Here is a 26,544-nt window from a genome sequence, read left to right on the forward strand (position 1 = left end):
ATTGACGGAGGTTATTATTATGAAGAGTGACGCAGTAAAAACAGGTATACAGCAGGCACCTCATAGATCATTATTTAATGCTCTTGGGATGACTGAAGAAGAACTTGCAAAACCATTAGTTGGTATTGTTTGTTCATATAATGAAATTGTTCCGGGACACATGAACCTGGACAAGATTGCACAGGCAGTAAAGATGGGTGTAGCCATGGCAGGTGGTACACCAATTATGTTCCCGGCCATTGCAGTATGTGATGGTATCGCAATGGGACATGAAGGAATGAAATATTCATTAGTAACAAGAGATTTAATAGCAGATTCAACAGAATGTATGGCTTTGGCACATCAGTTTGATGCTTTAGTTATGATTCCAAACTGCGATAAGAATGTACCAGGACTTTTAATGGCAGCAGCAAGAGTTAACGTGCCAACTGTTTTCGTATCAGGTGGTCCAATGCTTGCAGGTCACGTACATGGTAGAAAGAGAAGTTTATCATCAATGTTTGAAGCTGTTGGTGCAAATGCAGCAGGTAAGATGACATTAGATGATGTTAGAGAATTTGAAGAAAAGGTTTGTCCAACATGTGGTTCATGTTCAGGTATGTATACAGCTAACTCAATGAACTGTTTAACAGAAGCATTAGGTATGGGACTTAAAGGAAATGGTACAATCCCGGCTGTTTACTCTGAAAGAATTAAGCTTGCAAAACATGCAGGTATGGCTGTAATGGATTTATACAGAAAGAACATAAGACCAAGAGATATTATGACAAAAGATGCAATTCTTAATGCATTAACAGTTGACATGGCACTTGGTTGTTCAACAAACAGTATGCTTCATTTACCAGCTATTGCACATGAAGTTGGATTTGATTTTGATATTTCATTTGCAAATGAAATTAGTGAAAAGACACCTAACTTATGTCATTTAGCACCGGCAGGTCCTACATACATGGAAGATTTAAATGAAGCCGGCGGTGTATATGCAGTAATGAATGAGTTAAGTGAACTTGGCTTATTAAATGAAGACTGTATGACAGTAACAGGAAAGACTATTGGTGAGAACATTAAGGGTTGTGTAAACAGAAATCCTGAAGTTATCAGACCAACAGATAACCCATATAGTAAGACAGGTGGTCTTGCAGTGCTTAAAGGAAATCTTGCACCTGACGGTTCAGTTGTAAAGCGTTCAGCAGTAGCAGAATCAATGATGGTACATGAAGGTCCTGCAAGAGTATTTGACTGTGAAGAAGATGCTATTGCAGCAATTAAGGGTGGAAAGATTGTTCCCGGTGATGTTGTTGTAATTAGATATGAAGGACCAAAGGGTGGCCCTGGTATGAGAGAAATGCTTAACCCTACATCAGCAATTGCAGGTATGGGACTTGGCGAAACAGTAGCCCTTATAACAGATGGTAGATTCTCAGGTGCTTCAAGAGGAGCTTCAATTGGTCATGTATCTCCTGAAGCTGCAGTAGGTGGACCTATTGCTTTAGTTGAAGAAGGCGATATTATTAAGATTAACATTCCTGAAATGACATTACACATTGATGTGTCAGATGAAGAAATGGCTAAGAGAAAAGAAGCTTGGAAACCTAGAACACCAAAGGTTACAACAGGTTATTTAGCAAGATACGCTTCAATGGTTACATCAGGTAACAGAGGAGCTATATTAGAAACAAATAAATAAGGGAAAGAGGGAAACGCTATGATATTAAACGGTTCACAAATAGTTATTGAATGTTTAAAAGAACAGGGTGTTGACACAGTATTCGGATACCCGGGAGGAACAATTTTAAATATTTATGATGAATTATACAAGAATTCAGACGATATTACACATATCCTTGTTTCACATGAACAGGGAGCTGCTCATGCAGCTGACGGATATGCACGTTCAACAGGAAAAGTTGGAGTTTGTATGGCAACATCAGGACCTGGAGCAACAAATCTTGTTACAGGTATTGCCACAGCATATATGGATTCAGTACCACTTGTTGCAATTACAGCCAACGTTGCAAAGTCAGGTTTAGGAAAAGATTCATTCCAGGAAATTGATATTGTTGGAGCTACAATGCCTATTACAAAACATAATTTTATTGTAAAAGAAATCGAAAATTTAGCCCCAACACTTAGAAAGGCTTTCAAGATTGCAAAAAGTGGCAGACCTGGTCCTGTTTTAGTAGATATTACAAAGGACGTTACAGCTAATAAGATTGAATTTACAAGTAAAGAACCTGAAGAAATTAAGAGATATTCAGACAGTATTACAGAAGATGACCTTAATACTGTTGCAGATATGATTAAGGCATCAGAAAAGCCATTTATCTTAGTTGGTGGTGGTGCTGTTATTTCAGAAGCGGACAAGGAAGTAAGAGAGTTTGCAGAATTAGTTGATGCACCGGTATGTGATTCACTTATGGGTAAAGGTGCTTTTGATGGTACAAACAAGAGATACACAGGTATGATTGGTATGCATGGTACAAAGGCATCAAACTTCGGTGTTACAGAATCAGATTTACTTATTGTATTAGGTGCAAGATTTAGTGACAGAGTTATCGGTAATGCAAAAGAATTTGCAAAGAATGCAAACATTGTACATATTGATGTTGATCCATCAGAAATTAATAAAAACATCAAGGCTGACGCAAGCATTATTGGTGATATTAAAGAAGTATTATTAAGACTTAATAAGAAAGTTGAAAAGAAAGACAACAGTCAGTGGATGGCTCATATTGAAGAATTAAAGAAGCAGTATCCATTAGACTTAGATAAGTCAAAATTAACAGGTCCTGCAGTAATTGATTCACTTTACAATATTACAAACGGTGATGCAATTGTAACAACAGACGTAGGACAGCATCAGATGTGGGCTGCACAGTTCTATAAATATAAGAAATCAAGACAGCTTATTACATCAGGTGGACTTGGAACAATGGGATATGGTGTTGGAGCTTGTATCGGTGCCAAGATGGGCAACAAAGATAAGATTTGCGTAAATATCGCAGGTGATGGTTGCTTTAGAATGAACATGAATGAAATTGCAACTGCAACAAGATACAATATACCAATTATTCAGATTGTAATTAACAACCATGTACTTGGTATGGTTAGACAGTGGCAGACATTGTTCTATGGAAAGAGATATTCAAACACTGTATTAAATGATGCAGTTGATTTTGTTAAAATCGCTGAAGGTATGGGAGCAAAAGCATATAGAGTTACAACTGTAGAAGAATTTGAAGCAGCTCTTAAAGACGCAATTGAAATGAATATCCCTTGCGTAATTGATGCTCAGATTGATCAGGACGACAAGGTATTTCCAATGGTTCCTGCTAATACAGCTATTAGTGAAGCTTTCTCAGAAGAAGATTTAGCAGAATTAGGATATGATTGTTAATATTGCCAGTTAATTACTGACTTTAATTATAATGTTATAGTGGTTAATTTATGATAATGAATTAGCCCCAAAAAGATAGAAGATATATGGAGGTATGATTAGAAATGGCTAGAGTATATAATTTCTCAGCAGGTCCGGCAGTGTTACCGGAAGAAGTATTAAAAGAAGCAGCGGAAGAGATGCTTGATTATAGAGGAACAGGGATGAGCGTAATGGAAATGAGCCATCGTTCAAAAGCTTTCCAACAGATTATTGATGAAGCAGAACAGGATATTAGAGATTTAATGAACATTCCTGATAATTACAAGGTATTATTCCTTCAGGGTGGAGCTTCACAGCAGTTTGCAGCTGTACCAATGAACTTAAAGAAGAATGGAAAAGCTGCCTACATTATTACAGGACAGTGGGCAAAGAAAGCTGCTCAGGAAGCAGAAAAGTATGTTGATGTACAGAGAGTTGCATCATCAGCAGATAAGACTTTCTCTTATATTCCAGATTGCAGTGATTTAGATATTGATGATGATGTTGATTATGTATACATTTGTGAAAACAATACAATTTATGGTACAAAATATCATACATTACCAAATACAAAAGGACATACTTTAGTTGCTGACGTATCTTCATGTTTCCTATCAGAACCAGTTGACGTAGAAAAATACGGAGTAATTTACGGTGGTGTTCAGAAGAATGTTGGTCCTGCAGGTGTTGTAATTGCTATCGTTAGAGAAGATTTAATTCCTGAAGAAGTTGACAGCACAGTACCAACAATGCTTGCATGGAAAACACAGGCAGATGCAGGTTCACTTTACAATACACCTCCATGCTATGGAATTTATATTTGTGGAAAAGTATTTAAGTGGATTAAGAAGATGGGTGGACTCGATGCAATGAAGAAGCACAATGAAGAAAAAGCTAAGATTCTTTATGACTTCTTAGATAACAGCAAGTTGTTTAAGGGAACTGTTGTAAAAGAAGACAGATCACTTATGAACGTACCGTTCGTTACAGGTGATGAAGAATTAGATGCAAAATTTGTTGCAGAAGCTAAGGCTGCCGGTCTTGAAAACTTAAAAGGACATAGAACAGTTGGTGGTATGAGAGCAAGTATTTACAATGCTATGCCAATTGAAGGTGTTAAGGCCTTAGTAGAATTTATGGAAAAATTCGAAAAGGAAAACGCTTAATTTACGTTTAATAAGAGTTATTACAAATAATTTAAAATATTTAAAATAATATCTTATTAAAAACATTTATGGAGGTACATAAAAAATGACAAAAGTAAATTGCTTAAATCCTATTTCAAAATTAGGACTTAACAAATTAAATGATAACTATGAAATCGTAGATGATTTTAATGAGGCAGATGTGGCACTTGTAAGAAGTGCTGCAATGCATGACTTAGATTTACCAGCAAGCTTATTAGCAGTAGCAAGAGCCGGTGCAGGTGTAAATAATATTCCCCTTGATAAGTGCGCTGAAAATGGTGTTGTTGTATTTAACACACCTGGTGCAAATGCAAATGGTGTTAAAGAATTAGTAATGTGTGGTTTACTTCTTGGTTCAAGAGACATCATCGGTGGAAACAGATGGGTTGTTGACAACAAGGAAAATGCAAATATTAGCAAAGATATGGAAAAGGCTAAGAAGAACTTTGCAGGAAACGAAATCAAGGGAAAGAAACTTGGTATTATCGGTTTAGGAGCAATTGGTAGATTAGTTGCAAATACAGCCGTATCAATGGGAATGGAAGTGTATGGTACAGATCCATATCTTTCAGTAGAAGGAGCTTTAAGCTTAAAGAGAGCCGTTAATGTAGTTAAGACAAGAGAAGAAATCTTCAAGGAATGTGATTACATTACAGTTCACACACCACTTTTAGATGATACAAAGGAAATGATTAACAAAGATACAATTGCCATGATGAAAGATGGTGTTGTAATCTTAAACTTTGCAAGAGATTTATTAGTTTGTGATGATGATATTGTTGAAGCACTTAGCAGCGGAAAGGTTAAGAGATATGTAACTGATTTCCCTAATCCAAAGTTAGCTAACGTAGATGGTGTTATTGCTACACCTCATCTTGGAGCTTCAACAGCAGAATCAGAAGATAACTGTGCAATTATGGCAGTAGAAGAAATCGTTGATTTTGTTGAAAACGGAAATATTAAAAATTCAGTAAACTATCCTGCAGCAACATTAGGTGTATGTGATAAGGCAAGTCGTGTTACAGTTTGTCATAAGAACATACCAAACATGATTGGACAGCTTTCATCAACAATTGCTGCTGAAGGAGTGAACGTTGCAGACATGGTAGATAAGTCAAAGGGTGATTTTGCTTACGCAATCATTGATTTAGACCATAGTGCAACAGATACTTTAATTGAAAAATTAAATGCTGTAGATGGCGTAATTAAGGTTAGAGTAGTAAAGTAGAACTAATCAATTAGGTTATATACTAAAAAAGAGACTATTGATTAGAATAGTCTCTTTTTTATAATTAAGGTTATAGGAAAATTTGAGTGAAATAATCTGAAAATGGAGAGTAATATGAACTTTTTTTTAGCAACAGATATTGGAGAAGAAATAAGTGAAAAAGTAAGTGAGAATAGCACTGAAAAAGTTTCAGAGCTTTCAAAGTTATTTGATGGATTCTCATCTAAAATGATAAGTTTAGGAATAAATATTATAAATGCTGTAATAATCTTTATTATTGGAAAAATAATTATAAAATTATTGCGTAAACTTTCTAAAAAAATTATCGGCAGAACAAGTGCAGACGAAGCAGTAGTAAAATTTGTCGATTCAATAATTAAAATAACAGGATATTTTATTGTATTCATTGTAATTTGTTCAGAACTTGGAATTGAGACAACATCATTTATAACAGTATTAGGTAGTGCCGGTGTTGCAATTGGTTTGGCATTGCAGGGTAGCTTATCAAATTTTGCAGGTGGTGTTTTATTACTTCTTACAAGACCTTTTAAAGTGGGAGACTATGTTGTAATTGAAGGTCATGAAGGTATAGTAAAAAAGGTGGATATTATTTATACAACAATTGTGAAGTTTGATAATACCATAATTAAATGCCCAAATGGCGACGTGGCAAAAAAAGTGATTATAAATTACTCAAATGAAAACGGAAAACGTGTTGATGTTAAGTTTTCAGTTCATTATGACAGCGACATAAATAAAGCAAAAAAAATAGTTATGGATGTTATAAGAAATTGTAAATATGTTGATAAAGAACGAGAAAACAATGTAGTTGTAATGAAACTTGCTGACAGTGGTATAGATATGGAAACAAGAGCATGGGTAAAACCCGATGATTACTGGGATGCATATTTTTATTTAATAGAAAATATAAAAGCTGAGCTTGAAAAGAATAATATAGAAATTCCATATAATCAGTTAGAAGTTCATATAAATAATAAAAATGACAATAATGCTGACAATATGTAAGTTTTGTAAATAGTAAATTAGATTGAATAATGATATAACATAAAGAATTTAAACTGAAAAATTATTCAAAATATAGTTAGTAGGGATAATTTAAAACTAGGATAAGGGGTGGATTTATATGATAGCAATAGTATGTTTAGATGAAAATAACGGTATGTTCTTTAATGAAAGAAGACAGAGTAAGGACAGATATGTTATTAGAGACATTGTGCACATGGTAGAAAATAACACATTATATATTAACGAATATTCAAAGGAATTATTTAAAAATACACCGGCAAACATTCAGATTTCTGAAGATTATTTTAATCAGGTGTCAGACAATGAGTATTGTTTTATTGAAAATCAAATTGTTGATATTTTGAAGGCAAAAAAAGTTGTTGTATACAGATGGGATAAAGTTTATCCGGCTGACTACAAGCTGCCATTAAGACAATATAAGCTTGTTAGTACATTGGAGTTTCAGGGATATTCTCATGATAAGATTGTAAAAGAGGTATATGAGAGAAATGAAACAATCAAAAAGTAAATTAAAAAAGATTCTAATTACACTGTTTATATGTTTTGTTGTTGTGGGGGCTGTTCATGAAACAGACCCAAATTACAATGATAAAGCAGAAACAACAGTAGCTACAACAAAACAGACAACAAAATTTGTAGCAAAGAATATTGAAAATGTTAGTACCCAAAATACAAAAGCAAAAAATAAAACAAACAATAGTAGCAAAAGTAAGAATAAAAGTAGCAAAAGCAAAAGTAGTAAGAATAAAACATCATCTAATAAAAAGAGTATAACTGTCAAAAAGACCAGCTATAAAAATATAAATGTAAAAAGTCTCAAATTTAAAGGCAAGGCTTACACAGTTATAAATAACAACAAACCATATTTTACCAAGGAGGAAATAACAAAAAAATCCTTTGAGTCATATTCTTCATTAGATTATCTTGGTAGATGTGGCGTGGCAGTTGCTTCAGTTGGTAGAGATATTATGCCCACACAGAAGCGTGGTGCAATTGGTTCTGTAAGACCTACAGGTTGGCATACAATAAAATATTCTTTTGTTGACGGAAAATATTTGTATAACAGATGTCATTTAATTGGCTATCAATTAACAGGTGAAAATGCCAACGAAAGAAATCTGATTACGGGAACAAGATATTTGAATGTTGATGGTATGTTACCTTTTGAAAATATGGTAGCCGATTATGTGAAGGAAACAAACAACCACGTAATGTATAGAGTGACACCTATATTTAGCGGTTCTGAAATTGTTGCACGTGGTGTCTTGATGGAAGGTTACTCTGTTGAGGATTCAGGTGCAGGCATTGAATTTAATGTGTATTGTTACAATGCACAGCCTGGAGTAAGTATCACTTACAAAACAGGTGATAGCAAATCAACAGGTAAATATGCTAACACAGAAGACAATGAAAATAATAAGAAATATTCAAATAATATCGGAAATAAAAATTCAGGTACATCAGGTTCAAAGAAATCCACATCAAGCAGTGGAAAAGTTGAATATGTTTTAAATATGAATACTCACAAATTCCATTTACCATCATGTAGCAGTGTTAAGCGAATGAGTGAGTCAAATAAGGGTATATATACAGGTACAAGAGAAGATGTTATAAATCAGGGCTATGATCCATGTAAAATATGTAATCCTTAAATATAATGCATTTATTGCAAGTTAGGAGTTGAGAATGAATATAAAGGAAGAGGCAAAGGCAGTCAAATTGGCTTCACCTAAAATGGCAGGAACAAGTGAAGAAGCCAGAAATAAGGCGTTGCTGGAAGTAGTAAAACAATTAAAGGCAAGACGACAGGAAATTTTTGAAGCAAACGCAATGGACTTAAAACAGGCTGAAATTGATAAGGTTGCAGCACCTATTATTAAGCGACTAAAGTTTGATGAAACAAAATTAAGAGATGTAATTGCAGGCATTGAAGACTTAGTTAAACTGGAAGATCCTTTGTTTAAACAGGATATGCACAGACAGTTAGATGAGGGCTTGACTCTTTATAGAGAAACCTGTCCTATAGGTGTAATTGGCGTTATTTTTGAGGCGAGACCTGATGCCTTAATACAGATTTCATCCCTTTGCATAAAAAGTGGAAACTGCGTTATTTTAAAGGGTGGTAGTGAAACAATGAACAGCAACAGAGTGTTGTTTAACATAATTTACGAGGCTGTTATAAAGTCAGGTATGCCTGAAAACTGCATGCTTCAGTTAGAAGCAAGATCAGAAATTACAGACCTTTTAACATGCAACGAATCTGTAGATTTGCTTATTCCTAGAGGTTCTAATGCTTTTGTGCAGTATATTATGAATAATACAAAAATTCCTGTAATGGGACATGCAGATGGAATTTGTCATATTTATGTAGATAAAGAGGCAGATTTTAAGAAAGCCATTCCAATTATAATAGATGCGAAAACTCAGTATGTTTCAGCGTGCAATTCTGTAGAAACATTATTGATTCACAAAGATATAGTTGACGAATTTGTACCAAAGCTTTATGAAGCATTAAAAGAAAACAATGTTGAATTACGAGGCACAGAAGAAATCGTCAAATTAACAGGTTGCAATCAGGGAACAGAAGAAGACAACAGAAAAGAATACTTGGATTACATAGTATCAGCAAAGGTTATCAATTCATTAGATGAAGCCATTGAACATATTAATTATTTTGGCTCCCATCACACAGACTGTATCATTACAGAAAACAGTGAAACTGCAAATGAATTTATGAGATACGTGGATTCTGCCGGAGTTTATCAGAACTGTTCAACAAGATTTGCTGATGGTTATAGATATGGATTTGGTGCTGAAGTTGGAATTAGCACAAGTAAAATTCATGCAAGAGGTCCTGTTGGATTGGAAGGTCTTGTAAGTTACAAGTACAAATTATTTGGAAATGGAAATGTTGTTGATGATTATGCAAAAGGAAAGAAACAGTTCCATTTTAAAGACTTATAAGATATAGCAGGAATTCCATAAAAAATAATTTGAAAATGCATAAGAGAAATTCTAAAAGCAATAAGCTTATAAATAACATAATAAAAAGGTTGTTTAAACTTTTAGGTGAACTGTTTTTTACAGTTATCACTTTGTTTAAACAACCTTTTTTATAACCTTTTTAAAAACTTATATAAAAATCATTATTAATAGTTTTAACTTAAAAGTTATAGTTATAAGTTGTAAGTATAACTTTTAGAGTGTGTTTATTTGTAATTTTTTTTTATGCTCAGATTCATAATAATATAATGTGTTATTATAAATTTTAGCATGAATATTATTTGCTTAAATATTCCTTGTAAATTTTAATGACTTTTTCCATGGCTTCAGGTCCCGGAGCACCGATAGTCATTCGCTTATTAACGCATGTTTCTAAGCTAATAGCTTCATATATATCGTCTTCAAATACAGGGCTGATTGCCTTATATTCTTCCAAAGTCATATCATCAAGGGCGATGCCTTTTTCTTCACAGAATAAAACTAACTGACCAACAATACCATGAGCATCTCTAAATGGTACCCCATGATTTACAAGATAGTCAGCAGCATCTGTAGCATTAGTAAAGCCATGCTTTGTGCTTGCTTCCATAACATCTTTGTTAAATGTCATTGTGTCAATCATTCCTGTAAATAAAAGAATACATCCTTTTACAGTATCAATAGCATCAAATGTAAGTTCCTTATCTTCCTGCATATCTTTGTTGTAAGCAAGTGGTAGACCTTTCATGGTTGTAAGAATTGATGTTAAGGCACCGTAAACACGACCTGTCTTACCTCTGATTAATTCTGCAATGTCAGGGTTCTTTTTCTGTGGCATAATACTTGAACCTGTGCTGTAAGAATCATCAATATTTACAAATCTATATTCGTTTGAATTCCAAATGCAGATTTCTTCGCAGAAACGGCTTAAATGCATCATTACTGTAGATAAAGCACTTAATAATTCAATAATGTAATCTCTGTCAGATACGGAATCCATACTGTTAAGAGTAGGGCCTGCAAAGTCAAGAAGACTGGCAGTATATTCTCTGTCTAAAGGATAAGTAGTACCGGCTAAAGCACCTGAACCTAAAGGACAGTAGTTCATTCTATCGTAAATATCATCAAGTCTGTCTCTGTCTCTTTTAAACATTTCAAAGTAAGCTCCAAAATGATGAGCCAAAGTAATAGGCTGAGCTTTCTGCAAATGTGTAAAACCAGGCATAAATGTATTTGTGTTTGCGTCAATAACTTTTAAAAGTGAAGAGAGAAGGTCTTTTAACAACTGGTTAATTTCAACAACTTCATCTCTTGTATAAAGTTTCATATCAAGTGCAACCTGATCATTACGGCTACGTCCTGTATGAAGTTTCTTGCCGGCATCTCCAATTCTTTCGATTAAGTTTGCCTCAACAAAACTGTGAATATCTTCGCTTTCCTTTGTGAAAACAAGATTTCCATTATCTATATCATTCTTGATACCTTCTAATCCTTTAATAATCTGGTTCATTTCATCCTCAGAAATTATATTTTGTTTTCCAAGCATCTTAACATGGGCAATACTTCCACGAATGTCCTGTGCATAGAATTTCTGATCAAAAGAAAGAGACTCGTTAAAATTGTGAACTAACTGATTCTCTTCTTTAGTAAAACGACCACCCCATAATTTCATATGTATACCTCGCTTATTTCTCTTATTTTTAGTAGCTAATATCATAAAGATATATTAAGCTACAACTATAAAAGTATATCATTTTGAATGTTGTTTTTCAAATATTCTTTTTTATTAGTGGATGTTAGTTATGTTTTATATTAATGGGTGTTAGTAGGTACTTTTTATAATTGTTAAATTGTCCTTTAAAATTGAATAAATAATGGCAGTGTACTTTGGAAAAAACTTTTGTTATACTAGAGCAGGCTAAAGATAAAAAGTAAAAATGGAGATAGATATGAAATTATATTTTGCACCGATAGATGGAGTGACAGGTCGTATATATAGAAATGCATTTACAAAGTTTTTTGTCTCACCGGACAAATATTTTGCACCTTTTATTTCTCCCTGTCATAATCCAAAATTAAAAGGAAAAGAAATTCGTGAGTTACTTCCCGAAAACAATGAAAATATTAATCTTGTCCCACAAATTATGGCAAATAATCCTGAATATTTTATAAAAGGGGCAAAGCAGCTTCAGGAAATGGGCTATAACGAAGTTAACTTAAATGCCGGCTGTCCCTCAGGGACGGTTGTGCCAAAAGGAAGAGGAGCAGGCTTCTTAAAAGACACACATTTAATGGAAAAGTTTTTTGATGAAGTTTTTATCAAGCTTGATATGAAAATTTCTGTAAAAACAAGAATTGGAATCTTTGATGAAAGTGAATTTCCTGAGATAATGGAAGTGTACAATAAGTTTCCTTTTGAGGAAGTAATTGTGCATCCAAGGACCAGAGTTCAGCTTTATAACGGACTTCCCAACATGGAGAGTTTTGATTATGCCTACAAAGTAAGCAAAAATAAATTATGTTACAACGGAAATGTATTTTCGGTGGAAGATTATAATGATATTGTATCAAATTATGATGTTGATTCTGTAATGTTAGGAAGAGGGTTGTTGAGAAATCCAAATCTTGTTAATGAAATCAAAGGTGGAGAGAAGATTTCCAAAGAAACTTTACGCCAGTTTCACGATAAGTTGTACGGGGATTTTGCTGCGGAAATGAGTGCTGACAAACATCTGTTAAATAAGATGATTGAAATGTGGAACTATTTGTCCTATGCAACAACAGACCCACATAAAACAGCCAAAATGATAAGAAAGTCTCAAAGTACATTTAAATACGAGAAGGCAGTAGAACAGATTTTTAATGAGTATGTGGTATAGAATATAAAAAACGATTAATTAAAAATAATATTGGATTTCTATATTTGTTAAAGAACCGTAAATGCAATAGAAATCAAAAAATAAAGATTTAATAGTATAGACATAATAAAAAATCCATTACTTAACAAATGGAAGTAATGGATTTTTTGTTGTATAAATTAATATATAAATTTTATTTAGCTAAAATTATTCGACTCAAATTATTTGATATAAATTTTATTCAGCCCAAATTATTCGACTCAAATTATTTGGTATAAATTTTATTCATCCCAAATTATCTGACTCAAATTATTTAGTTAAAATCTTAAGAATTTTATTGCTACGTTCAATAAATGCTGTCATGCTGTCAGGATTTAATGGAGTATGACTGATTAAAGCTAAATCATAAAGCTGCTTGCAAATAAGTTCAGTGTTCTCACCTTCAGGATTTGCAACAATGTATTTAACTAAATCGTTGTTAGCGTTAAGAGTTAATGTTTCTCCGGCACCGCCAAACATTGAAGGATCCATACCTGCCATACCATACATTTTCATCATATCCTGCATACGACGTGTTTCTTCAGAAACAGTAATCATTGAAGAAATATTTTCGTCTTTTAATTTCTGAACCTTAATAGTAATATCACGTCCAAGTGCTTTCTTGAATGCATCAGTAAGCTTGTCTGTTAAATCTTTTGACTCATCTTCGCTTAATTCTTCTGTGAAAGAATCATTAAGTTCATCATCAATACGTTTAAACTTAACACCTTCATTTTTGGCTTCAAGCTGTGAAATGAAAGGCTGGTCGATGTTGTCTTTTAAAATAATAGCATCAATACCCTGATCCTTAAACATATTTACATACTGGCTTTGCTGTACAGGATCATTTGTGTAGAAAATAGTGTTTTCGTGTTTTTCCTTATTTTCTTCTAAAGCTTCTTTAAATGTAAGATATTTATTGTCTAAATTCTTAAAGAGAACATAGTCTGACATTTTATCGCAGAACTTTTCATCTTTTAAGCAACCAAACTTGATGAATGGGCTAATATCATCCCAATATTTCTCGTAGTTTTCTTTGTCTGTCTTACACATGCCTGATAATTTATCAGCAACCTTTTTAGTAATGTAATCAGAAATCTTTTTAACAAAACCATCATTCTGAAGAGCAGAACGTGATACGTTTAAAGGTAAATCAGGACAATCAATAACACCCTTTAATAACATAAGGAATTCAGGTATAACTTCCTTGATGTTATCGGCAATAAATACCTGATTGTTATATAATTTAATTGTTCCTTCGATTGATTCGTATTCTGTATTAATTTTAGGGAAGTAAAGAATACCTTTTAAGTTAAATGGATAATCCATATTTAAATGAATCCAGAATAAAGGTTCCTTATAGTCCATAAATACTTTATGATAAAAAGCTTTGTATTCTTCATCTGAACATTCATTAGGATGTTTAGTCCAAAGAGGAGTAGTGTCACTAATGCTTACAGGACGTTTTAATACTTTGGCTTTTTTCTTTTCAGGCTCAACTTCAACAGTTTCCTTTGTGCCGTCTTCGTTTTCTTTTTCTTCAGTTTTTGCAGGTTCTACAATATGTTCAACAACAGTATCTTTGTCTGTAACTTCTTCCTCTAAAATTGTTTCGTATTCAGGTTCCTTAGTTGGATCTGATAAGAAAATTTCTATAGGCATAAATGAGCAGTATTTATTTAAAACTTCTTCAGCTCGATATAAGTTACAGAACTCAACGCTGTCTTCATTTAAATAAAGAGTAATTTCTGTACCTCTTGTAGTTTTGTCTGAATCAGACATTGTAAAGTCCATGCCGTCTTCACAATCCCAAAGAACAGCCTTAGCACCATCTTTGTATGATAAAGTGTTAATTGTTACTCTGTCAGCAACCATAAAGGCAGAGTAGAAACCTAAACCAAAATGACCGATAATCTGGTCTTCAGATGTTTTATCTTTGTACTGCTCTAAAAAGGCTTCAGCACCTGAAAAAGCAATCTGGTTAATGTATTCGTCAACTTCATCTTCAGTCATACCGATACCATTATCAATGAATGTAAGAGTTTTTAGTTCAGGGTTTGCTAATACCTGTATTTTGAATTCTTCATCGCTAGGGACGTTAGCTTCGCCAATCATGTCTAACTTCTTTAATTTAGTGATAGCATCACATCCATTAGAAACCAATTCTCTAAAGAAAATATCGTGGTCTGAATATAACCATTTCTTTATAATTGGAAAAATATTTTCGCTGTTAATTGATAAACTTCCGTTTTTTGCCATAACAAAATCACTCCTTTAAATTAATTATTTTAAAATAAGTAGTCTTAAAATAATAAAACTACTGTAGAAAATTAAATTTTGTATTTATACATTGATTTTTTATCAACAAAATTAATTTTAACGCACAAAAAACAAAAGTCAATAAAAAATTAGCACTCTACAGAGAAGAGTGCTAAAAATTTACTATTTGTTCATATTTTAATAAAAAATCATTAAAACTTATAGTAAATCACAGTTAAAATGTTCGCTAAGGAAGTTGCTGATAGTCTTATCCCAATATTTATCAAGGGTTTTGTCCATGGTGAAAGTGTTAATTGAAGTTCCTGTTATAATATGTAGGGAGTTGTCTTCGAACATAACATGTATGTATAGCCCACCAATTTCACTTTCAGATATAGCCATCTGGGATTTCATTAAAATATCAGAATATTTAGTTTTGGATAATGCAAAAACAAGTTTCATCTTGCTGGGAACTTTGTGTCCTTTTATCATTTCGAAGAATATGTGCTTAATGTCCCTCCAATATACAAATTCATCAGGAATTGCTTCCAGCTCATCAGCATTGTAAAACTTTTGATTAATACGTCCGTTAATTGCAAAAGTATTAGACGTATCAACTTCGCCTTCGCAAAGTAAAAAACTGTCAAAAGCATTGCCAATTAATAGTTTTTGCATAAAATTATTTATATCATTTATTTTTAAACTTATCATAATGTATATTATAACAAAGTAAATTTATATGTTCAATGAATAATAGTTAGTAATTGCTAATTGCAATAATGTTTATTTTAGATTATAATAAATGACAGTTTTGATGTGAATTAACTACATTATATAAATATAGTTGAATGATACATTTATTGATTTATTATCAATATGCTTCTGTAGCTCAGTTGGTAGAGCAATTGCCTCGTAAGCAATGGGTCACGCGTTCGAGTCGCGCCAGAAGCTTTGAAAAGGAGAAACTTCATGAAAGATGGTGTAAAAATATTCGGATTAAGGTCTGCAAAGGCGTATAAAATGATTCCGGCACTTTTGTATTATGCTGCCATGGCTTATTTTATTGGCGCATCTATTGTAGGAGAATTACTTCATTATAAGTTTGAAACAATAGATTATATATTAATGATTGAAAAATATCTGTTCTTTGCAATTTTATTTTTTAGTCCGTTGCTTTTTTTATCAGACTTTAAATATCGAGAAAAGTTGCCTTTTTTTAAGAAGCATACATTTGGTTCTTCTTTGTCAGGAATGATAATTGTATGGATGTTTTGTTACTTTATGGCTCAGGTGTGCATTATGAATATGTCCGATACATGGGTACAAAGTAGAGATGTATATACTAAGCAGATACAACTTGAAAGAGAAGAAAATATAAAAAAGAATAAGGCGAAAGAGTCAGTTACTGAAACGGTTACCGTTGTAGAAACTACCATTTCGGCACAGTCCGATAATTAATTAGTTAACAATTTATTTTAATTATATAGAGAGGATAGAAAAATGATTAAATTAGACAAAAAGTTAAAAGTAGGCGTACTTGGAGCAACAGGTATGGTAGGACAGAGATTTATTACTTTATTAGATAACCATCCATGGTTTGAAGTTGTTACATTAGCAGCTAGTCCACGTTCTGCTGGAAAAACTTATGAAGAAGCAGTTGGTGACAGATGGAAAATGACTGTTCCAATGCCTGAAAAAGTTAAGAAAATGATTGTACACAATGTAAATGAAGTTGAAGCAGTTGCTGAAACTGTTGATTTTGTTTTCAGTGCAGTTGATATGACAAAGGAAGAAATTAAGAAAATAGAAGAAGATTACGCAAAAACTGAAACACCTGTTGTTTCAAATAACAGCGCACACAGATGGACACCTGATGTTCCTATGGTTGTTCCTGAAATTAACCCTGAACATTATGAAGTAATTGAGTCACAGAAGAAGAGACTTGGAACAAAGAAAGGCTTCGTTGCAGTAAAACCTAACTGTTCAATTCAGAGTTATGCTCCTGTACTTACAGCTTGGAAGAAATTTGAACCAACAGAAGTTGTTGCAACAACATACCAGGCAATTTCAGGTGCAGGAAAGACATTTAAAGACTGGCCTGAAATGGTAGGAAATATTATTCCTTTTATTGGTGGTGAAGAAGAAAAGTCAGAACAGGAACCACTTAGACTTTGGGGTAAAGTTGAAAACGGAGAAATCGTTAAGGCTACATCACCTGTTATTACAACACAGTGCATCAGAGTACCTGTTTTAGATGGACATACAGCAGCTGTATTTGTTAAGTTTGCTAAGAAGCCAACTAAGGAACAGCTTATTGAAGCATTAGAAAACTTCAGTGGCGAACCACAGAAATTAGAACTTCCAAGTGCTCCAAAGCAGTTTATCCAGTACTTAGAAGAAGATAACAGACCACAGGTTTCATTAGATGTTAATTTTGAAAACGGTATGGGCGTATCTGTAGGACGTTTAAGAGAAGATACAGTATATGACTACAAGTTTGTAGGCTTATCACATAATACTCTTAGAGGCGCTGCAGGTGGAGCTGTTTTATCAGCAGAGCTTTTAGTTGCAAAAGGATATATTGAAGCAAAATAATATAGATTCTTAGAAAATCATTTAAGAGAAATATGAAAGATAGAAGTATTTTGGTATGAGATAAATATATCAGAATGCTTCTATTTTTTTATGTATAATTAATTGTGAGTTTAATATAGAAGGGTGAATTTTTAAATTCACATTACGATTTTCGTCAAAATAACTGAAAATTAAATCCTTCTAATACAGCAAACAAAGGAATTACATGGAAATCAGAGCATTCTCAATGAATGGAAAGACAAAAGTGTAGGGTGCATATTCTTCAGCAAAGAAAGTTAAAATTAAATAATAAAATATAATTTTTACAAAAACTATGGACTGTCGGTTAAATTGTCGGCAGTTCGTAGTTCTTGTATTTTTTTTGTTAAATTTAAATTAAAGTATGGACTATTTTGTTATTTTATGAGAGAATAAAAACAAGTGTGGGTAATACTATCAACCCACAGGGCAAGCAGAAGTAATTCTAATATTACAACTGCAATAACATGGAAATATTCCATAGTTTATATTTCGAAAGGAGTATTTATTCAAATGATTTATTCAAAAGAAGTTGAAATGATGTGCCCAGTAGCTAAGGGTGCAAAGCATGAACCTGCTCCAATTCCAGAAGAAGGAAAATGGGTTCACTCAAAAGAAATCAAAGATATTTCAGGTTTTACACATGGTGTTGGCTGGTGTGCTCCACAGCAGGGTGCTTGTAAGCTTACATTAAATGTTAAAGAAGGTATCATTGAAGAAGCATTAATCGAAACAATTGGATGTTCAGGTATGACACATTCAGCAGCTATGGCAGCTGAAATCCTTCAGGGAAAGACAATTCTTGAAGCTTTAAACACTGACTTAGTATGTGATGCTATCAACACAGCTATGAGAGAATTATTCTTACAGATTGTTTATGGTAGAACGCAGAGTGCTTTCTCAGATGATGGTTTAGTAGTAGGTGCCGGACTTGAAGATTTAGGAAAAGGTCTTCGTTCACAGGTTGGTACAATGTACGCTACAAAGGCAAAAGGTGTTAGATACCTTGAAATGGCAGAAGGTTATGTTACAGGTATCGCTCTTGATGCTGATAATGAAGTTATTGGTTACCAGTTTGTTAGCTTAGGAAAGATGACAGACTTTATCAAAAATGGTGATGATCCTACAACAGCTTGGGAAAAGGCAAAAGGTCAGTATGGTCGTGTTGATGACGCTGTTAAGATTATCGACCCAAGAAAGGAATAGGAGGTAACAACAATGGCATTATTTGAATCATATGAAAGAAGAATTGATCAGATTAATTCTGTTTTAAATAGTTATGGTATTGCTTCTATTGAAGAAGCTGAAAAGATTACAAAGGACGCTGGGCTTAATGTATATGATATGATTAAGGGAATTCAGCCAATTTGTTTTGAAAATGCATGCTGGGCTTACACTGTAGGTGCTGCAATTGCTATTAAGAAAGGTTGTAGAAGGGCTGCTGACGCTGCTGCTGCAATTGGTGAAGGTCTTCAGGCTTTCTGTATTCCAGGTTCTGTTGCTGACCACAGAAAAGTAGGTTTAGGACATGGTAACCTTGGAAAGATGTTACTTGAAGAAGAAACAGAATGTTTTGCTTTCCTTGCAGGACACGAATCATTCGCTGCTGCTGAAGGTGCTATCGGTATCGCTGAAAAGGCTAACAAGGTTCGTAAGAAACCTTTAAGAGTTATCTTAAACGGTCTTGGAAAAGATGCAGCTCAGATTATTTCAAGAATCAACGGTTTCACATATGTTGAAACAAAGTATGATTATAAAGAAGCAAAATTAAACATCGTATACGAAAAGGCTTACTCAGATGGTCTTCGTGCAACAGTTAAGTGCTACGGTGCTGATGATGTTCAGGAAGGTGTTGCAATCATGCATCACGAAAACGTTGGTGTATCTATTACAGGTAACTCAACTAACCCTACAAGATTCCAGCATCCAGTTGCAGGTACATACAAGAAAGAATGTATCGAACAGGGTAAGAAGTACTTCTCAGTAGCATCAGGTGGTGGTACAGGACGTACACTTCATCCAGATAACATGGCTGCAGGTCCTGCTTCATATGGTATGACAGATACATTAGGACGTATGCACTCAGATGCACAGTTCGCAGGTTCATCATCAGTACCAGCTCACGTAGAAATGATGGGCTTAATCGGTGCTGGAAACAACCCAATGGTTGGTATGACAGTTGCTGTTGCAGTTAGTGTACAGCAGGCTGCTGATGAAGGTAAGTTTTAGTTAGAATAGTCCATAAATAAAGGGTTTCTAGCAAATCAACATAAATAATGTTTATTATTAGAGGTATCTTCGGATACCTCTTTTTTTGTTATCTTTTACAAGTGGTAAAATGATGCTATAATTACTAATAAACATTTTAAAAGATGAAACTAGATACTATTTAAATACAAGGAGTAAAAAAAATGAAATGTCCTTATTGTAATTCAAAAATGGAGAAAGGTGAAATAAATCAAGACAGATATCCTTTGAAATGGAAATCTGAAAATCGTAGTGTGAAAAGTGTAAAACTTACCAGTTTACTAACAAAAACATATGTTGAAGCATATATGTGTAGAGAGTGTAACAAGATTATAATTGATATTAATGAAAATTAATATATAATCCGACAATGTTAAATGAACAAGGTGATAATATTATTTTTTTTCTATGAAGAATATAAAAGAATGAAATCTAGAATTGAACTTTAGGAAATTCTTGCAGAAGCCGAGAATGACGTAAATAATAAAAGAACAGCACCAATAGCTGAAACATTTGATGATTTAAGACAGATGTTGCAGAAAAGTAAAAGCATCTAGCTATTGTTAGATGCTTTTTGAGTATACTTTAATATTTGTTAAATTATACAGATTTTTTTTACAATTTGTAATTCATATCCCAATGTAAGAACCCCTATAAAATTCTGAAACCTCTATAAAAATGACACTTTACACCTATAATAGCAATTTACTATCATAATAAACAGGGCATTATGCTATTAATAAAAAACGGAGGGAAGTAAAATGGTTAAGCTAAAGAAACTATGTGCTATTGTTTTGGTGATTGTTTTGGCATTTTCTGTTACACCTGACAGTGTTTTTGCAGCAAAAAAAGCAAAAATTAGCAAAACAAAGGCAACAATTTATGTTGGCAAAACAATTAAATTGAAAGTGAAAAATAATAAGAAAAAGGTTAAGTGGTCAACATCAAACAAGAAAGTAGCAAAGGTAAGTAAAAAAGGTAAAGTAAAAGGAATTAAGGCAGGAAAAGCAACAATTACCGCTAAAGTTGGTAAGAAAGCTTATAAGTGCAAAATCACAGTAAAGAAAAAGACAAACAAAAAATCTAATATCAAGAAGCCTGTTATTAAGCCAGCAGAGTCTGAGACTACAGTTGAACCTACAACAAAATCGGAGCAGACTACAACAACAGTTCCGGAAACAACAACTTCTGAACCTACAACAAAACCGGAACAGCCTACAATTGATGAGGCAAAGCTTAATGAAAAAGATAAAAACGCTTTAAAGAATATAATTGATAATATCAAATCAAATGGTGTAGATGTTAGCGACAATATGGGTGATAGTGATTACACATGGGATGAAAGTGGCAATCTGGTTGGTATAGATTGGACAGACAAAGAGTTAAAGGGCACATTAGATTTATCAGGTTTAGATTCCCTTAAAGACGTTAATTGTAACAATAATCAGTTGACAGATATTAAGGTTTCAGGAAATGCAAGTTTAGAAGAACTATCTTGTGATTCTAACAAATTAGAAAAATTAGATGTTTCAAACAATGAAAATTTAAAAGAGTTATCCTGTTCAAATAATGAAATTACAGATTTGAAAATTTCAGGAAACAAGAATTTATCAAAATTAAGCTGTGGTGACAACAAAATAGAAACTCTTGATATTACTGACAGTGAGAATTTAACAGAGTTTTATTGTTATAATAACCAGATTACAACCCTTAACATAGGTAATCTTGTGAAATTAACTCATTTGTATTGTAACAATAATAAATTGGCAGCGTTGGATATTTCAAATAATAAGCAGTTAGAGTACATTGATTTAGGCAATAATAATTTAACAGTTTTAGATGTTACAAACAATGAAAAATTGACAAAGTTAGTCTGCTACAATAATCAGTTAAATCAAATTGATTTGTCAAAGAATGGAGAGTTGGCAATGCTTGTTATAAATGACAATCAATTAACTAATTTACATTTGAGCAATAATAGTAATTTAACAGAGGTTTATTGTTACAACAACCAGCTGACAAATATTAATGTTTCAAATAGCAAGGACTTAACAACTTTATATTGTAATAACAATAAATTAAGCTCAATTGATGTAACTAACAATACTAAATTAGAAATTTTTAAATATGATGAAGGTGTAGACATTATTGGATACACTAAATAATTACATAATTTAAGATACAGCAAATAATTGCATAATTTTAGATACACTAAATAATTATATAATATAAATAGTAAAAGCCGATGACAGTATGTGTACCGACCCCCAAAAGTTAGACCTAAAAATCTAACGATTGGAGGTCGGTACAGTATGAATCGGCTTTTGTTATTTATTTAAATAATACAATTTTATCTCCGGGAAGAAGCATGGTTTCACCGTCAGGAATTAAATTTTCGCTGCCACGTTTAATTAGAGCAATCAAAACATTATTAGGTAGATTCAATGTTTAAATTTTTTTATTACTCCATTTATTAGAATTCGTAATTAATATTTCCATTAGATTCTCATTGCCTGATGGTTCGTAAGATGGCACGCTTAGTATAACGCTATCCTGTACACAGATTACAGTATCTCCATTTGGAACAATAGTATCGCCGGCACGTTTTATCATTATAGCCAAAGAATTGGTTGGCATATGTACATCACTTATTTTTTTGCCAATCCAATTATGACCTTCAGGAATAAAAAATCTCATTAAGGTAATGGAAGACTCTTCCTGATAGTCGTTGAAGGTTTTTCTTACATCTTCCCTGTTGTCCACCATATTTAGTTTATTTGCTACCAAAGGAAGCAAGCTTCCCTGAATTGACACAGAAAAGAGAGCAACCATGAAAACTATATGAAAAATATCAAAAGATATATCCCGACTATTCGCAACAACCATTATTGAGAATACAATGGAAGCTGCACCTCTTAAACCGGCAAAGGAAATTAACATACACTGATTTAACTTACATTTAAAAGGTTTTAAAACTGCAAAAACTGCTATAGGTCTGGCAATTAAAGTAATAAAAAGTGCTATTAAAAGAGCAGGAATAACTATTTGTGGGAAATTATGTGGGAATGACAGTAGCCCTAACAAAAAGAAAATAAGTATTTGAGCTAGACCTGTTATACCATCAAAAAAGTGTATGAGGATTTTTTTGTTTTCGATTTTTGCATTTCCTAAAATAATTCCAAGTAAATAGACACTTAAAAATCCGTTGCCGTTTACCAATAGAGATATGCCTAATGTAAAAGCAATAATACTTATAATAAATACAGCATAGAAATTTTTTGAGACAAAATTAGTTTTTGACAAAATATATATGGCAAATATAGAAGTGCCAACACCAATTAAAATACCAAAAATAAGTTGTGAAAATAATAAACTTGGAATTTTAGATAATCCATTAGAATTAAGCAAAGTTATGCCTATTGTTAAAACCACCGTAAAACATTATAAAACTAAGAGCCACTGTACAAATCCCTTCAACTACAGTGTAATTAGAAAACTGAATTTTAAATAACCCATCGCAACCAAACAACATTCCTATTCCCATAAAAAGAATAAGTGCCGGTAAGCCAAAACACCCTGAAAATTTATCTGCTAAAATACATAGAAATAGAATTATGGCTACAAAAATAATGTAAATTGTCAAATTATCTCCCCCTTATATTTTTTAGTTTTCAATATACTATCATAAATTTTACATTTAAAGTTTCTATTGGGAAATTTGTTAAATAAATTAAGTCAATGCAAAACTAAACAAAGTAAAAATATGCAAAAAACAAAGTTTTTATGCTAAAATGTTATAGGAAAATATCAGAAAATACTGAAATATTAAAAAATACTGAAATATAAAAAAGTAAATAAGAATCATATAGAAAAATAGCACAAATAATTATATGAAAAATAAAACGAGGAATTAATACATGAAAAAAATTACAATTGGAATTGTGGCTCACGTAGATGGTGGAAAAACAACATTGTCGGAGGCACTTTTATATACAACAGGAAAAATCCGCAAGCTTGGAAGAGTAGACCATAAGGACGCGTATCTTGATACATTTCAAATGGAACGTGACAGAGGGATTACTATTTTTTCTAAGCAGGCAGTTATGGAATACAAAGACATGAGACTGGTTCTCCTTGATACACCGGGGCATGTGGACTTTTCAGCGGAAATGGAGAGAACTTTATCTGTTCTTGATTATGCAGTTTTAGTTGTTAGTGGAAGCGAGGGTGTTCAGGGACATACTGAAACCTTATGGAAATTATTGGACAAGTATCAAGTGCCTACCTTTATTTTTGTAAACAAGATGGACATGCCAAATGTAAGTGGAGATTTTCTTTTGCACGAGTTAAAAGATAAATTTGGAGATGAAATTGTAAGATTTCCAATAGGTGTGGGAACATACGAAGACATAGCAATGTGCAATGAAGATTTGCTGGAAGATTACATGAATGGAGTGGAATTTACAGACAATACTATATCTGAGCTTGTTTGTAACAGAGAGTTGTTTCCATGCTATTTTGGCTCGGCCCTGCAACTTGACGGTATAGAGCAGTTGATGGAAGGCTTATATAGTTACACTTATGAGCCTATATATAATGAAAGCTTTGGGGCAAAAATTTATAAAATAACCAAAGACAACAATAATAACAGACTTACCCACATGAAGATAACAGGTGGTAGTTTAAAGGTAAAGGATCTTTTGACAGGGCAAAACGGTGCAAAAGAGTGGAGTGAAAAAGTAAATGAAATTCGTGTTTACTCAGGAGAAAAATATGACGCAATAGGAGAGGCTTTACCGGGTGATATTGTTGCCGTTACAGGTCTTAATGAAACATATCAGGGAGAGGGATTAGGCTTTGAACATGAGTTTATTGAACCAAGTCTTATACCCGTATTGGCTTATAAAATAATAGTACCAAGTGGAATAAACATTAATCAGGTTTATAAACAGCTTAAGGAAATTGAGGAAGAAGAGCCAACTTTAAAAATCACTTGGAATGAAGAAAAACAGGAATTAACAGCTAATGTAATGGGAGCAATTCAAATAGAGGTTCTGAAAAATATAGTAAAAGAGCGTTTCGACTTAGACATAGAATTTGGTGCCGGCAGTATTTTGTATAAAGAAACAATTATGGAAGCTGTAGAGGGAATTGGTCATTTTGAACCACTGAAGCATTATGCAGAAGTACATCTTCTATTAGAGCCGGGACTTCCAGGTAGTGGTTTAGCCTTTAACACAGCCGTAAGTGAAAATTTATTAAGTAAAAACTGGCAAAGATTAATTCTTACACATTTACAGGAAAAGAATCATAGAGGTGTTTTAACAGGTTCACCAATAACAGATATTTCCATTACTTTAATAGGTGGAAAAGCTCATTTAAAACACACAGAAGGTGGCGATTTCAGACAGGCAACTTACAGGGCTGTGAGACAGGGCTTAAAGAAGGCAAAATCAGTTTTGTTAGAACCATATTATGATTTTGTTTTAACAGTTCCACAGGAGAATGTAGGTAAAGCCATGACTGATATTAGCAATATGGAAGGCAACGTAAATCCCCCTGAAACCAAGGGAGATAAGTGTATTCTTACAGGTTATGGACCGGTATCTACAATGTGGAACTATATAAATGATGTAAATGAATATACTCATGGTTTAGGTTCTTTAACATTGAAATTTAAAGGTTATGCACCATGTCATAATGCAGATGAAGCAATTGAAAACATAGGCTATGATAGTGAAAGTGACTTGGCAAATCCTACAGGTTCAGTCTTTTGTGCCCATGGTGCAGGTTTTAATGTGCCTTGGAATGAAGTTGAAAATTACATGCACGTAAAATCTTCAATTAACTTAAATGACGTTTTAGATGAAAGTAATCAGGTAGAAGATAACGTCAAAGTAAATGTTACACACAGGAAAAAGTCAGATTCCTATGCAACTGATAAGGAATTAGAGGCTATTTTCGAGAAAACTTTTGGGCCGATTAAACGTAAAAAATATTCAGAAACCAAAGTTAAAACATACAATAAACATACAAAAAAATATAAGGGCAAGGAAAATAATAATTTGCCTGAATGTGTTTTGGTTGACGGCTATAATATTATTTTTGCATGGGATGAACTGAAAAATATTGCCTCGAAAAACATAGATGGTGCCAGAGACAGACTCCTTGATATTATGTCAAACTATCAGGGCTATAAGGATAATACGGTTATTGTTGTATTTGACGCATATAATGTGAACAGACACAAGGAAACAGTTTATAAACATAATAATGTTTATGTTATCTTTACAAAAGCTGCTGAAACTGCAGATATGTATATTGCGAAAACTACCCATAAAATGGCTAATAAATACAGGGTTACAGTTGCAACTTCTGATGCCTTAGAACAGTTAATTATTATGGGGCATGGCGCCCTTAGAATGTCAGCTATGAATTTTAAGGAAGAAGTAGACTTGGTAAATAAGAAGATTTCTGAGAGCATTAATAAAGAATCAAAGTTAGACAATTATTTGCTGAAAGACATTAATATTGATTAAGTAAAGTTATAGTGATTAAGTAAAGTTTGACAAAAGAGATAAATCACCGATTTTGGATTGATTTATCTCTTTATATTTTAATAAGAAAAGACTTTAGAATTTCTTATTAAAAAGTTCAACTAGGAAC

General features: G+C 33.0%; 22 protein-coding genes and 1 tRNA gene. 17 read left to right on the forward strand and 6 right to left on the reverse strand.

What is annotated here, in order from left to right:
- Positions 1–19: 19 nt before the first annotated feature.
- The 8 genes from ilvD (at position 20) to DWZ69_RS09845 (ending at position 9,844) form a co-directional block, all read left to right on the forward strand.
- Positions 20–1,687, forward strand: a complete 1,668-nt coding sequence (gene ilvD / locus DWZ69_RS09810; RefSeq protein WP_117999023.1) for a dihydroxy-acid dehydratase — start codon at positions 20–22, stop codon at positions 1,685–1,687.
- 18 nt (positions 1,688–1,705) lie between these two features.
- Positions 1,706–3,397, forward strand: a complete 1,692-nt coding sequence (gene ilvB / locus DWZ69_RS09815) for a biosynthetic-type acetolactate synthase large subunit (RefSeq protein WP_117999022.1) — start codon at positions 1,706–1,708, stop codon at positions 3,395–3,397.
- Between the two features lie 104 nt (positions 3,398–3,501).
- Positions 3,502–4,584 carry a 3-phosphoserine/phosphohydroxythreonine transaminase gene (serC, locus tag DWZ69_RS09820; RefSeq protein WP_117999021.1) on the forward strand — a complete coding sequence of 361 codons (1,083 nt, stop codon included), beginning with the start codon at positions 3,502–3,504 and terminating at the stop codon, positions 4,582–4,584.
- An 85-nt stretch (positions 4,585–4,669) separates the two neighbouring features.
- A complete protein-coding gene (locus DWZ69_RS09825) occupies positions 4,670–5,833 on the forward strand; it encodes a phosphoglycerate dehydrogenase (RefSeq protein ID WP_117999020.1) in 1,164 nt (387 codons plus the stop codon).
- 114 nt (positions 5,834–5,947) lie between these two features.
- Entirely contained in the window at positions 5,948–6,859 is a 912-nt protein-coding gene (locus DWZ69_RS09830; RefSeq protein ID WP_158561055.1) for a mechanosensitive ion channel family protein, read from the forward strand.
- A 118-nt stretch (positions 6,860–6,977) separates the two neighbouring features.
- Positions 6,978–7,388 carry a hypothetical protein gene (locus DWZ69_RS09835; RefSeq protein WP_117999018.1) on the forward strand — a complete coding sequence of 137 codons (411 nt, stop codon included), beginning with the start codon at positions 6,978–6,980 and terminating at the stop codon, positions 7,386–7,388.
- Positions 7,369–8,532, forward strand: a complete 1,164-nt coding sequence (locus DWZ69_RS09840) for a DNA/RNA non-specific endonuclease (protein ID WP_117999212.1) — start codon at positions 7,369–7,371, stop codon at positions 8,530–8,532. The genes DWZ69_RS09835 and DWZ69_RS09840 overlap by 20 nt, the downstream gene beginning before the upstream one ends.
- A 34-nt stretch (positions 8,533–8,566) precedes the next feature.
- Entirely contained in the window at positions 8,567–9,844 is a 1,278-nt protein-coding gene (locus tag DWZ69_RS09845) for a glutamate-5-semialdehyde dehydrogenase (protein ID WP_117999017.1), read from the forward strand.
- A gap of 316 nt (positions 9,845–10,160) precedes the next feature.
- Here the strand turns inward: DWZ69_RS09845 and argH are convergent, their stop codons facing one another.
- Positions 10,161–11,534 carry an argininosuccinate lyase gene (gene argH, locus DWZ69_RS09850; protein ID WP_117999016.1) on the reverse strand — a complete coding sequence of 458 codons (1,374 nt, stop codon included), beginning with the start codon at positions 11,532–11,534 and terminating at the stop codon, positions 10,161–10,163.
- 277 nt (positions 11,535–11,811) lie between these two features.
- On the opposite strand from argH, the gene DWZ69_RS09855 reads away from it, so the two are divergent.
- Complete coding sequence (locus tag DWZ69_RS09855; RefSeq protein WP_117999015.1) at positions 11,812–12,741, forward strand: tRNA-dihydrouridine synthase family protein; 930 nt, start codon at positions 11,812–11,814, stop codon at positions 12,739–12,741.
- Positions 12,742–13,029: 288 nt separating this feature from the next.
- On the opposite strand, the gene htpG is transcribed toward DWZ69_RS09855, so the two are convergent.
- Positions 13,030–15,018 carry a molecular chaperone HtpG gene (gene htpG, locus DWZ69_RS09860; RefSeq protein WP_117999014.1) on the reverse strand — a complete coding sequence of 663 codons (1,989 nt, stop codon included), beginning with the start codon at positions 15,016–15,018 and terminating at the stop codon, positions 13,030–13,032.
- Positions 15,019–15,237: 219 nt separating this feature from the next.
- Positions 15,238–15,693 carry a DUF5721 family protein gene (locus DWZ69_RS09865; RefSeq protein WP_117999013.1) on the reverse strand — a complete coding sequence of 152 codons (456 nt, stop codon included), beginning with the start codon at positions 15,691–15,693 and terminating at the stop codon, positions 15,238–15,240.
- Positions 15,694–15,896: 203 nt separating this feature from the next.
- On the opposite strand from DWZ69_RS09865, the gene DWZ69_RS09870 reads away from it, so the two are divergent.
- The 7 genes from DWZ69_RS09870 to DWZ69_RS09900 all read left to right on the forward strand — a co-directional run bounded on the left by DWZ69_RS09870 (position 15,897) and on the right by DWZ69_RS09900 (position 22,043).
- Positions 15,897–15,969: transfer RNA gene (locus DWZ69_RS09870), tRNA-Thr, on the forward strand.
- An 18-nt stretch (positions 15,970–15,987) separates the two neighbouring features.
- On the forward strand, positions 15,988–16,476 hold the full coding sequence (locus DWZ69_RS09875) for a hypothetical protein (RefSeq protein WP_117999012.1): 489 nt from the start codon (positions 15,988–15,990) through the stop codon (positions 16,474–16,476).
- Between the two features lie 42 nt (positions 16,477–16,518).
- Entirely contained in the window at positions 16,519–17,613 is a 1,095-nt protein-coding gene (gene asd, locus DWZ69_RS09880) for an aspartate-semialdehyde dehydrogenase (RefSeq protein ID WP_117999011.1), read from the forward strand.
- 531 nt (positions 17,614–18,144) lie between these two features.
- Complete coding sequence (locus DWZ69_RS09885; protein WP_005359486.1) at positions 18,145–18,837, forward strand: iron-sulfur cluster assembly scaffold protein; 693 nt, start codon at positions 18,145–18,147, stop codon at positions 18,835–18,837.
- A 12-nt stretch (positions 18,838–18,849) separates the two neighbouring features.
- Complete coding sequence (locus DWZ69_RS09890) at positions 18,850–19,860, forward strand: GGGtGRT protein (protein ID WP_117999010.1); 1,011 nt, start codon at positions 18,850–18,852, stop codon at positions 19,858–19,860.
- Positions 19,861–20,042: 182 nt separating this feature from the next.
- Positions 20,043–20,234: a PF20097 family protein gene (locus tag DWZ69_RS09895; protein WP_117999009.1), complete on the forward strand. Its 192-nt coding sequence runs from the start codon at positions 20,043–20,045 to the stop codon at positions 20,232–20,234.
- Between the two features lie 405 nt (positions 20,235–20,639).
- Positions 20,640–22,043, forward strand: a complete 1,404-nt coding sequence (locus DWZ69_RS09900; protein ID WP_117999008.1) for a leucine-rich repeat domain-containing protein — start codon at positions 20,640–20,642, stop codon at positions 22,041–22,043.
- A 166-nt stretch (positions 22,044–22,209) separates the two neighbouring features.
- Here the strand turns inward: DWZ69_RS09900 and DWZ69_RS12280 are convergent, their stop codons facing one another.
- The 3 genes from DWZ69_RS12280 to DWZ69_RS12285 are packed head-to-tail and all read right to left on the reverse strand — an operon-like array spanning position 22,210 to position 23,521.
- On the reverse strand, positions 22,210–22,323 hold the full coding sequence (locus DWZ69_RS12280; protein ID WP_347497524.1) for a TrkA C-terminal domain-containing protein: 114 nt from the start codon (positions 22,321–22,323) through the stop codon (positions 22,210–22,212).
- A 3-nt stretch (positions 22,324–22,326) separates the two neighbouring features.
- Entirely contained in the window at positions 22,327–23,286 is a 960-nt protein-coding gene (locus DWZ69_RS09905) for a cation:proton antiporter (RefSeq protein WP_243002567.1), read from the reverse strand.
- On the reverse strand, positions 23,279–23,521 hold the full coding sequence (locus DWZ69_RS12285; protein ID WP_243002566.1) for a hypothetical protein: 243 nt from the start codon (positions 23,519–23,521) through the stop codon (positions 23,279–23,281). Before DWZ69_RS12285 ends, DWZ69_RS09905 begins: the two co-directional genes overlap by 8 nt.
- Before the next feature lie 274 nt (positions 23,522–23,795).
- Between DWZ69_RS12285 and DWZ69_RS09910 the strand changes: the two genes are divergently transcribed.
- Positions 23,796–26,417, forward strand: coding sequence for a TetM/TetW/TetO/TetS family tetracycline resistance ribosomal protection protein (locus DWZ69_RS09910; RefSeq protein WP_117999007.1), 2,622 nt, complete (start codon positions 23,796–23,798; stop codon positions 26,415–26,417).
- The last annotated feature ends 127 nt before the right edge of the window (positions 26,418–26,544 follow it).

Source organism: Eubacterium sp. AF34-35BH (assembly GCF_003477765.1).
In the GTDB taxonomy this organism is placed as follows: Bacteria; Bacillota; Clostridia; order Lachnospirales; family Lachnospiraceae; genus Eubacterium_G.

Excerpts from the sequence above, each read along its gene's own strand:
- ilvD (WP_117999023.1), top strand. The coding sequence starts at position 20 with ATGAAGAGTGACGCAGTAAAAACAGGTATACAGCAGGCACCTCATAGA.
- ilvB (WP_117999022.1), top strand. The coding sequence starts at position 1,706 with ATGATATTAAACGGTTCACAAATAGTTATTGAATGTTTAAAAGAACAG.
- serC (WP_117999021.1), top strand. The coding sequence starts at position 3,502 with ATGGCTAGAGTATATAATTTCTCAGCAGGTCCGGCAGTGTTACCGGAA.
- DWZ69_RS09825 (WP_117999020.1), top strand. The coding sequence starts at position 4,670 with ATGACAAAAGTAAATTGCTTAAATCCTATTTCAAAATTAGGACTTAAC.
- DWZ69_RS09830 (WP_158561055.1), top strand. The coding sequence starts at position 5,948 with ATGAACTTTTTTTTAGCAACAGATATTGGAGAAGAAATAAGTGAAAAA.
- DWZ69_RS09835 (WP_117999018.1), top strand. The coding sequence starts at position 6,978 with ATGATAGCAATAGTATGTTTAGATGAAAATAACGGTATGTTCTTTAAT.
- DWZ69_RS09840 (WP_117999212.1), top strand. The coding sequence starts at position 7,369 with ATGAAACAATCAAAAAGTAAATTAAAAAAGATTCTAATTACACTGTTT.
- DWZ69_RS09845 (WP_117999017.1), top strand. The coding sequence starts at position 8,567 with ATGAATATAAAGGAAGAGGCAAAGGCAGTCAAATTGGCTTCACCTAAA.
- argH (WP_117999016.1), bottom strand. The coding sequence starts at position 11,534 with ATGAAATTATGGGGTGGTCGTTTTACTAAAGAAGAGAATCAGTTAGTT.
- DWZ69_RS09855 (WP_117999015.1), top strand. The coding sequence starts at position 11,812 with ATGAAATTATATTTTGCACCGATAGATGGAGTGACAGGTCGTATATAT.
- htpG (WP_117999014.1), bottom strand. The coding sequence starts at position 15,018 with ATGGCAAAAAACGGAAGTTTATCAATTAACAGCGAAAATATTTTTCCA.
- DWZ69_RS09865 (WP_117999013.1), bottom strand. The coding sequence starts at position 15,693 with ATGCAAAAACTATTAATTGGCAATGCTTTTGACAGTTTTTTACTTTGC.
- DWZ69_RS09875 (WP_117999012.1), top strand. The coding sequence starts at position 15,988 with ATGAAAGATGGTGTAAAAATATTCGGATTAAGGTCTGCAAAGGCGTAT.
- asd (WP_117999011.1), top strand. The coding sequence starts at position 16,519 with ATGATTAAATTAGACAAAAAGTTAAAAGTAGGCGTACTTGGAGCAACA.
- DWZ69_RS09885 (WP_005359486.1), top strand. The coding sequence starts at position 18,145 with ATGATTTATTCAAAAGAAGTTGAAATGATGTGCCCAGTAGCTAAGGGT.
- DWZ69_RS09890 (WP_117999010.1), top strand. The coding sequence starts at position 18,850 with ATGGCATTATTTGAATCATATGAAAGAAGAATTGATCAGATTAATTCT.
- DWZ69_RS09895 (WP_117999009.1), top strand. The coding sequence starts at position 20,043 with ATGAAATGTCCTTATTGTAATTCAAAAATGGAGAAAGGTGAAATAAAT.
- DWZ69_RS09900 (WP_117999008.1), top strand. The coding sequence starts at position 20,640 with ATGGTTAAGCTAAAGAAACTATGTGCTATTGTTTTGGTGATTGTTTTG.
- DWZ69_RS09910 (WP_117999007.1), top strand. The coding sequence starts at position 23,796 with ATGAAAAAAATTACAATTGGAATTGTGGCTCACGTAGATGGTGGAAAA.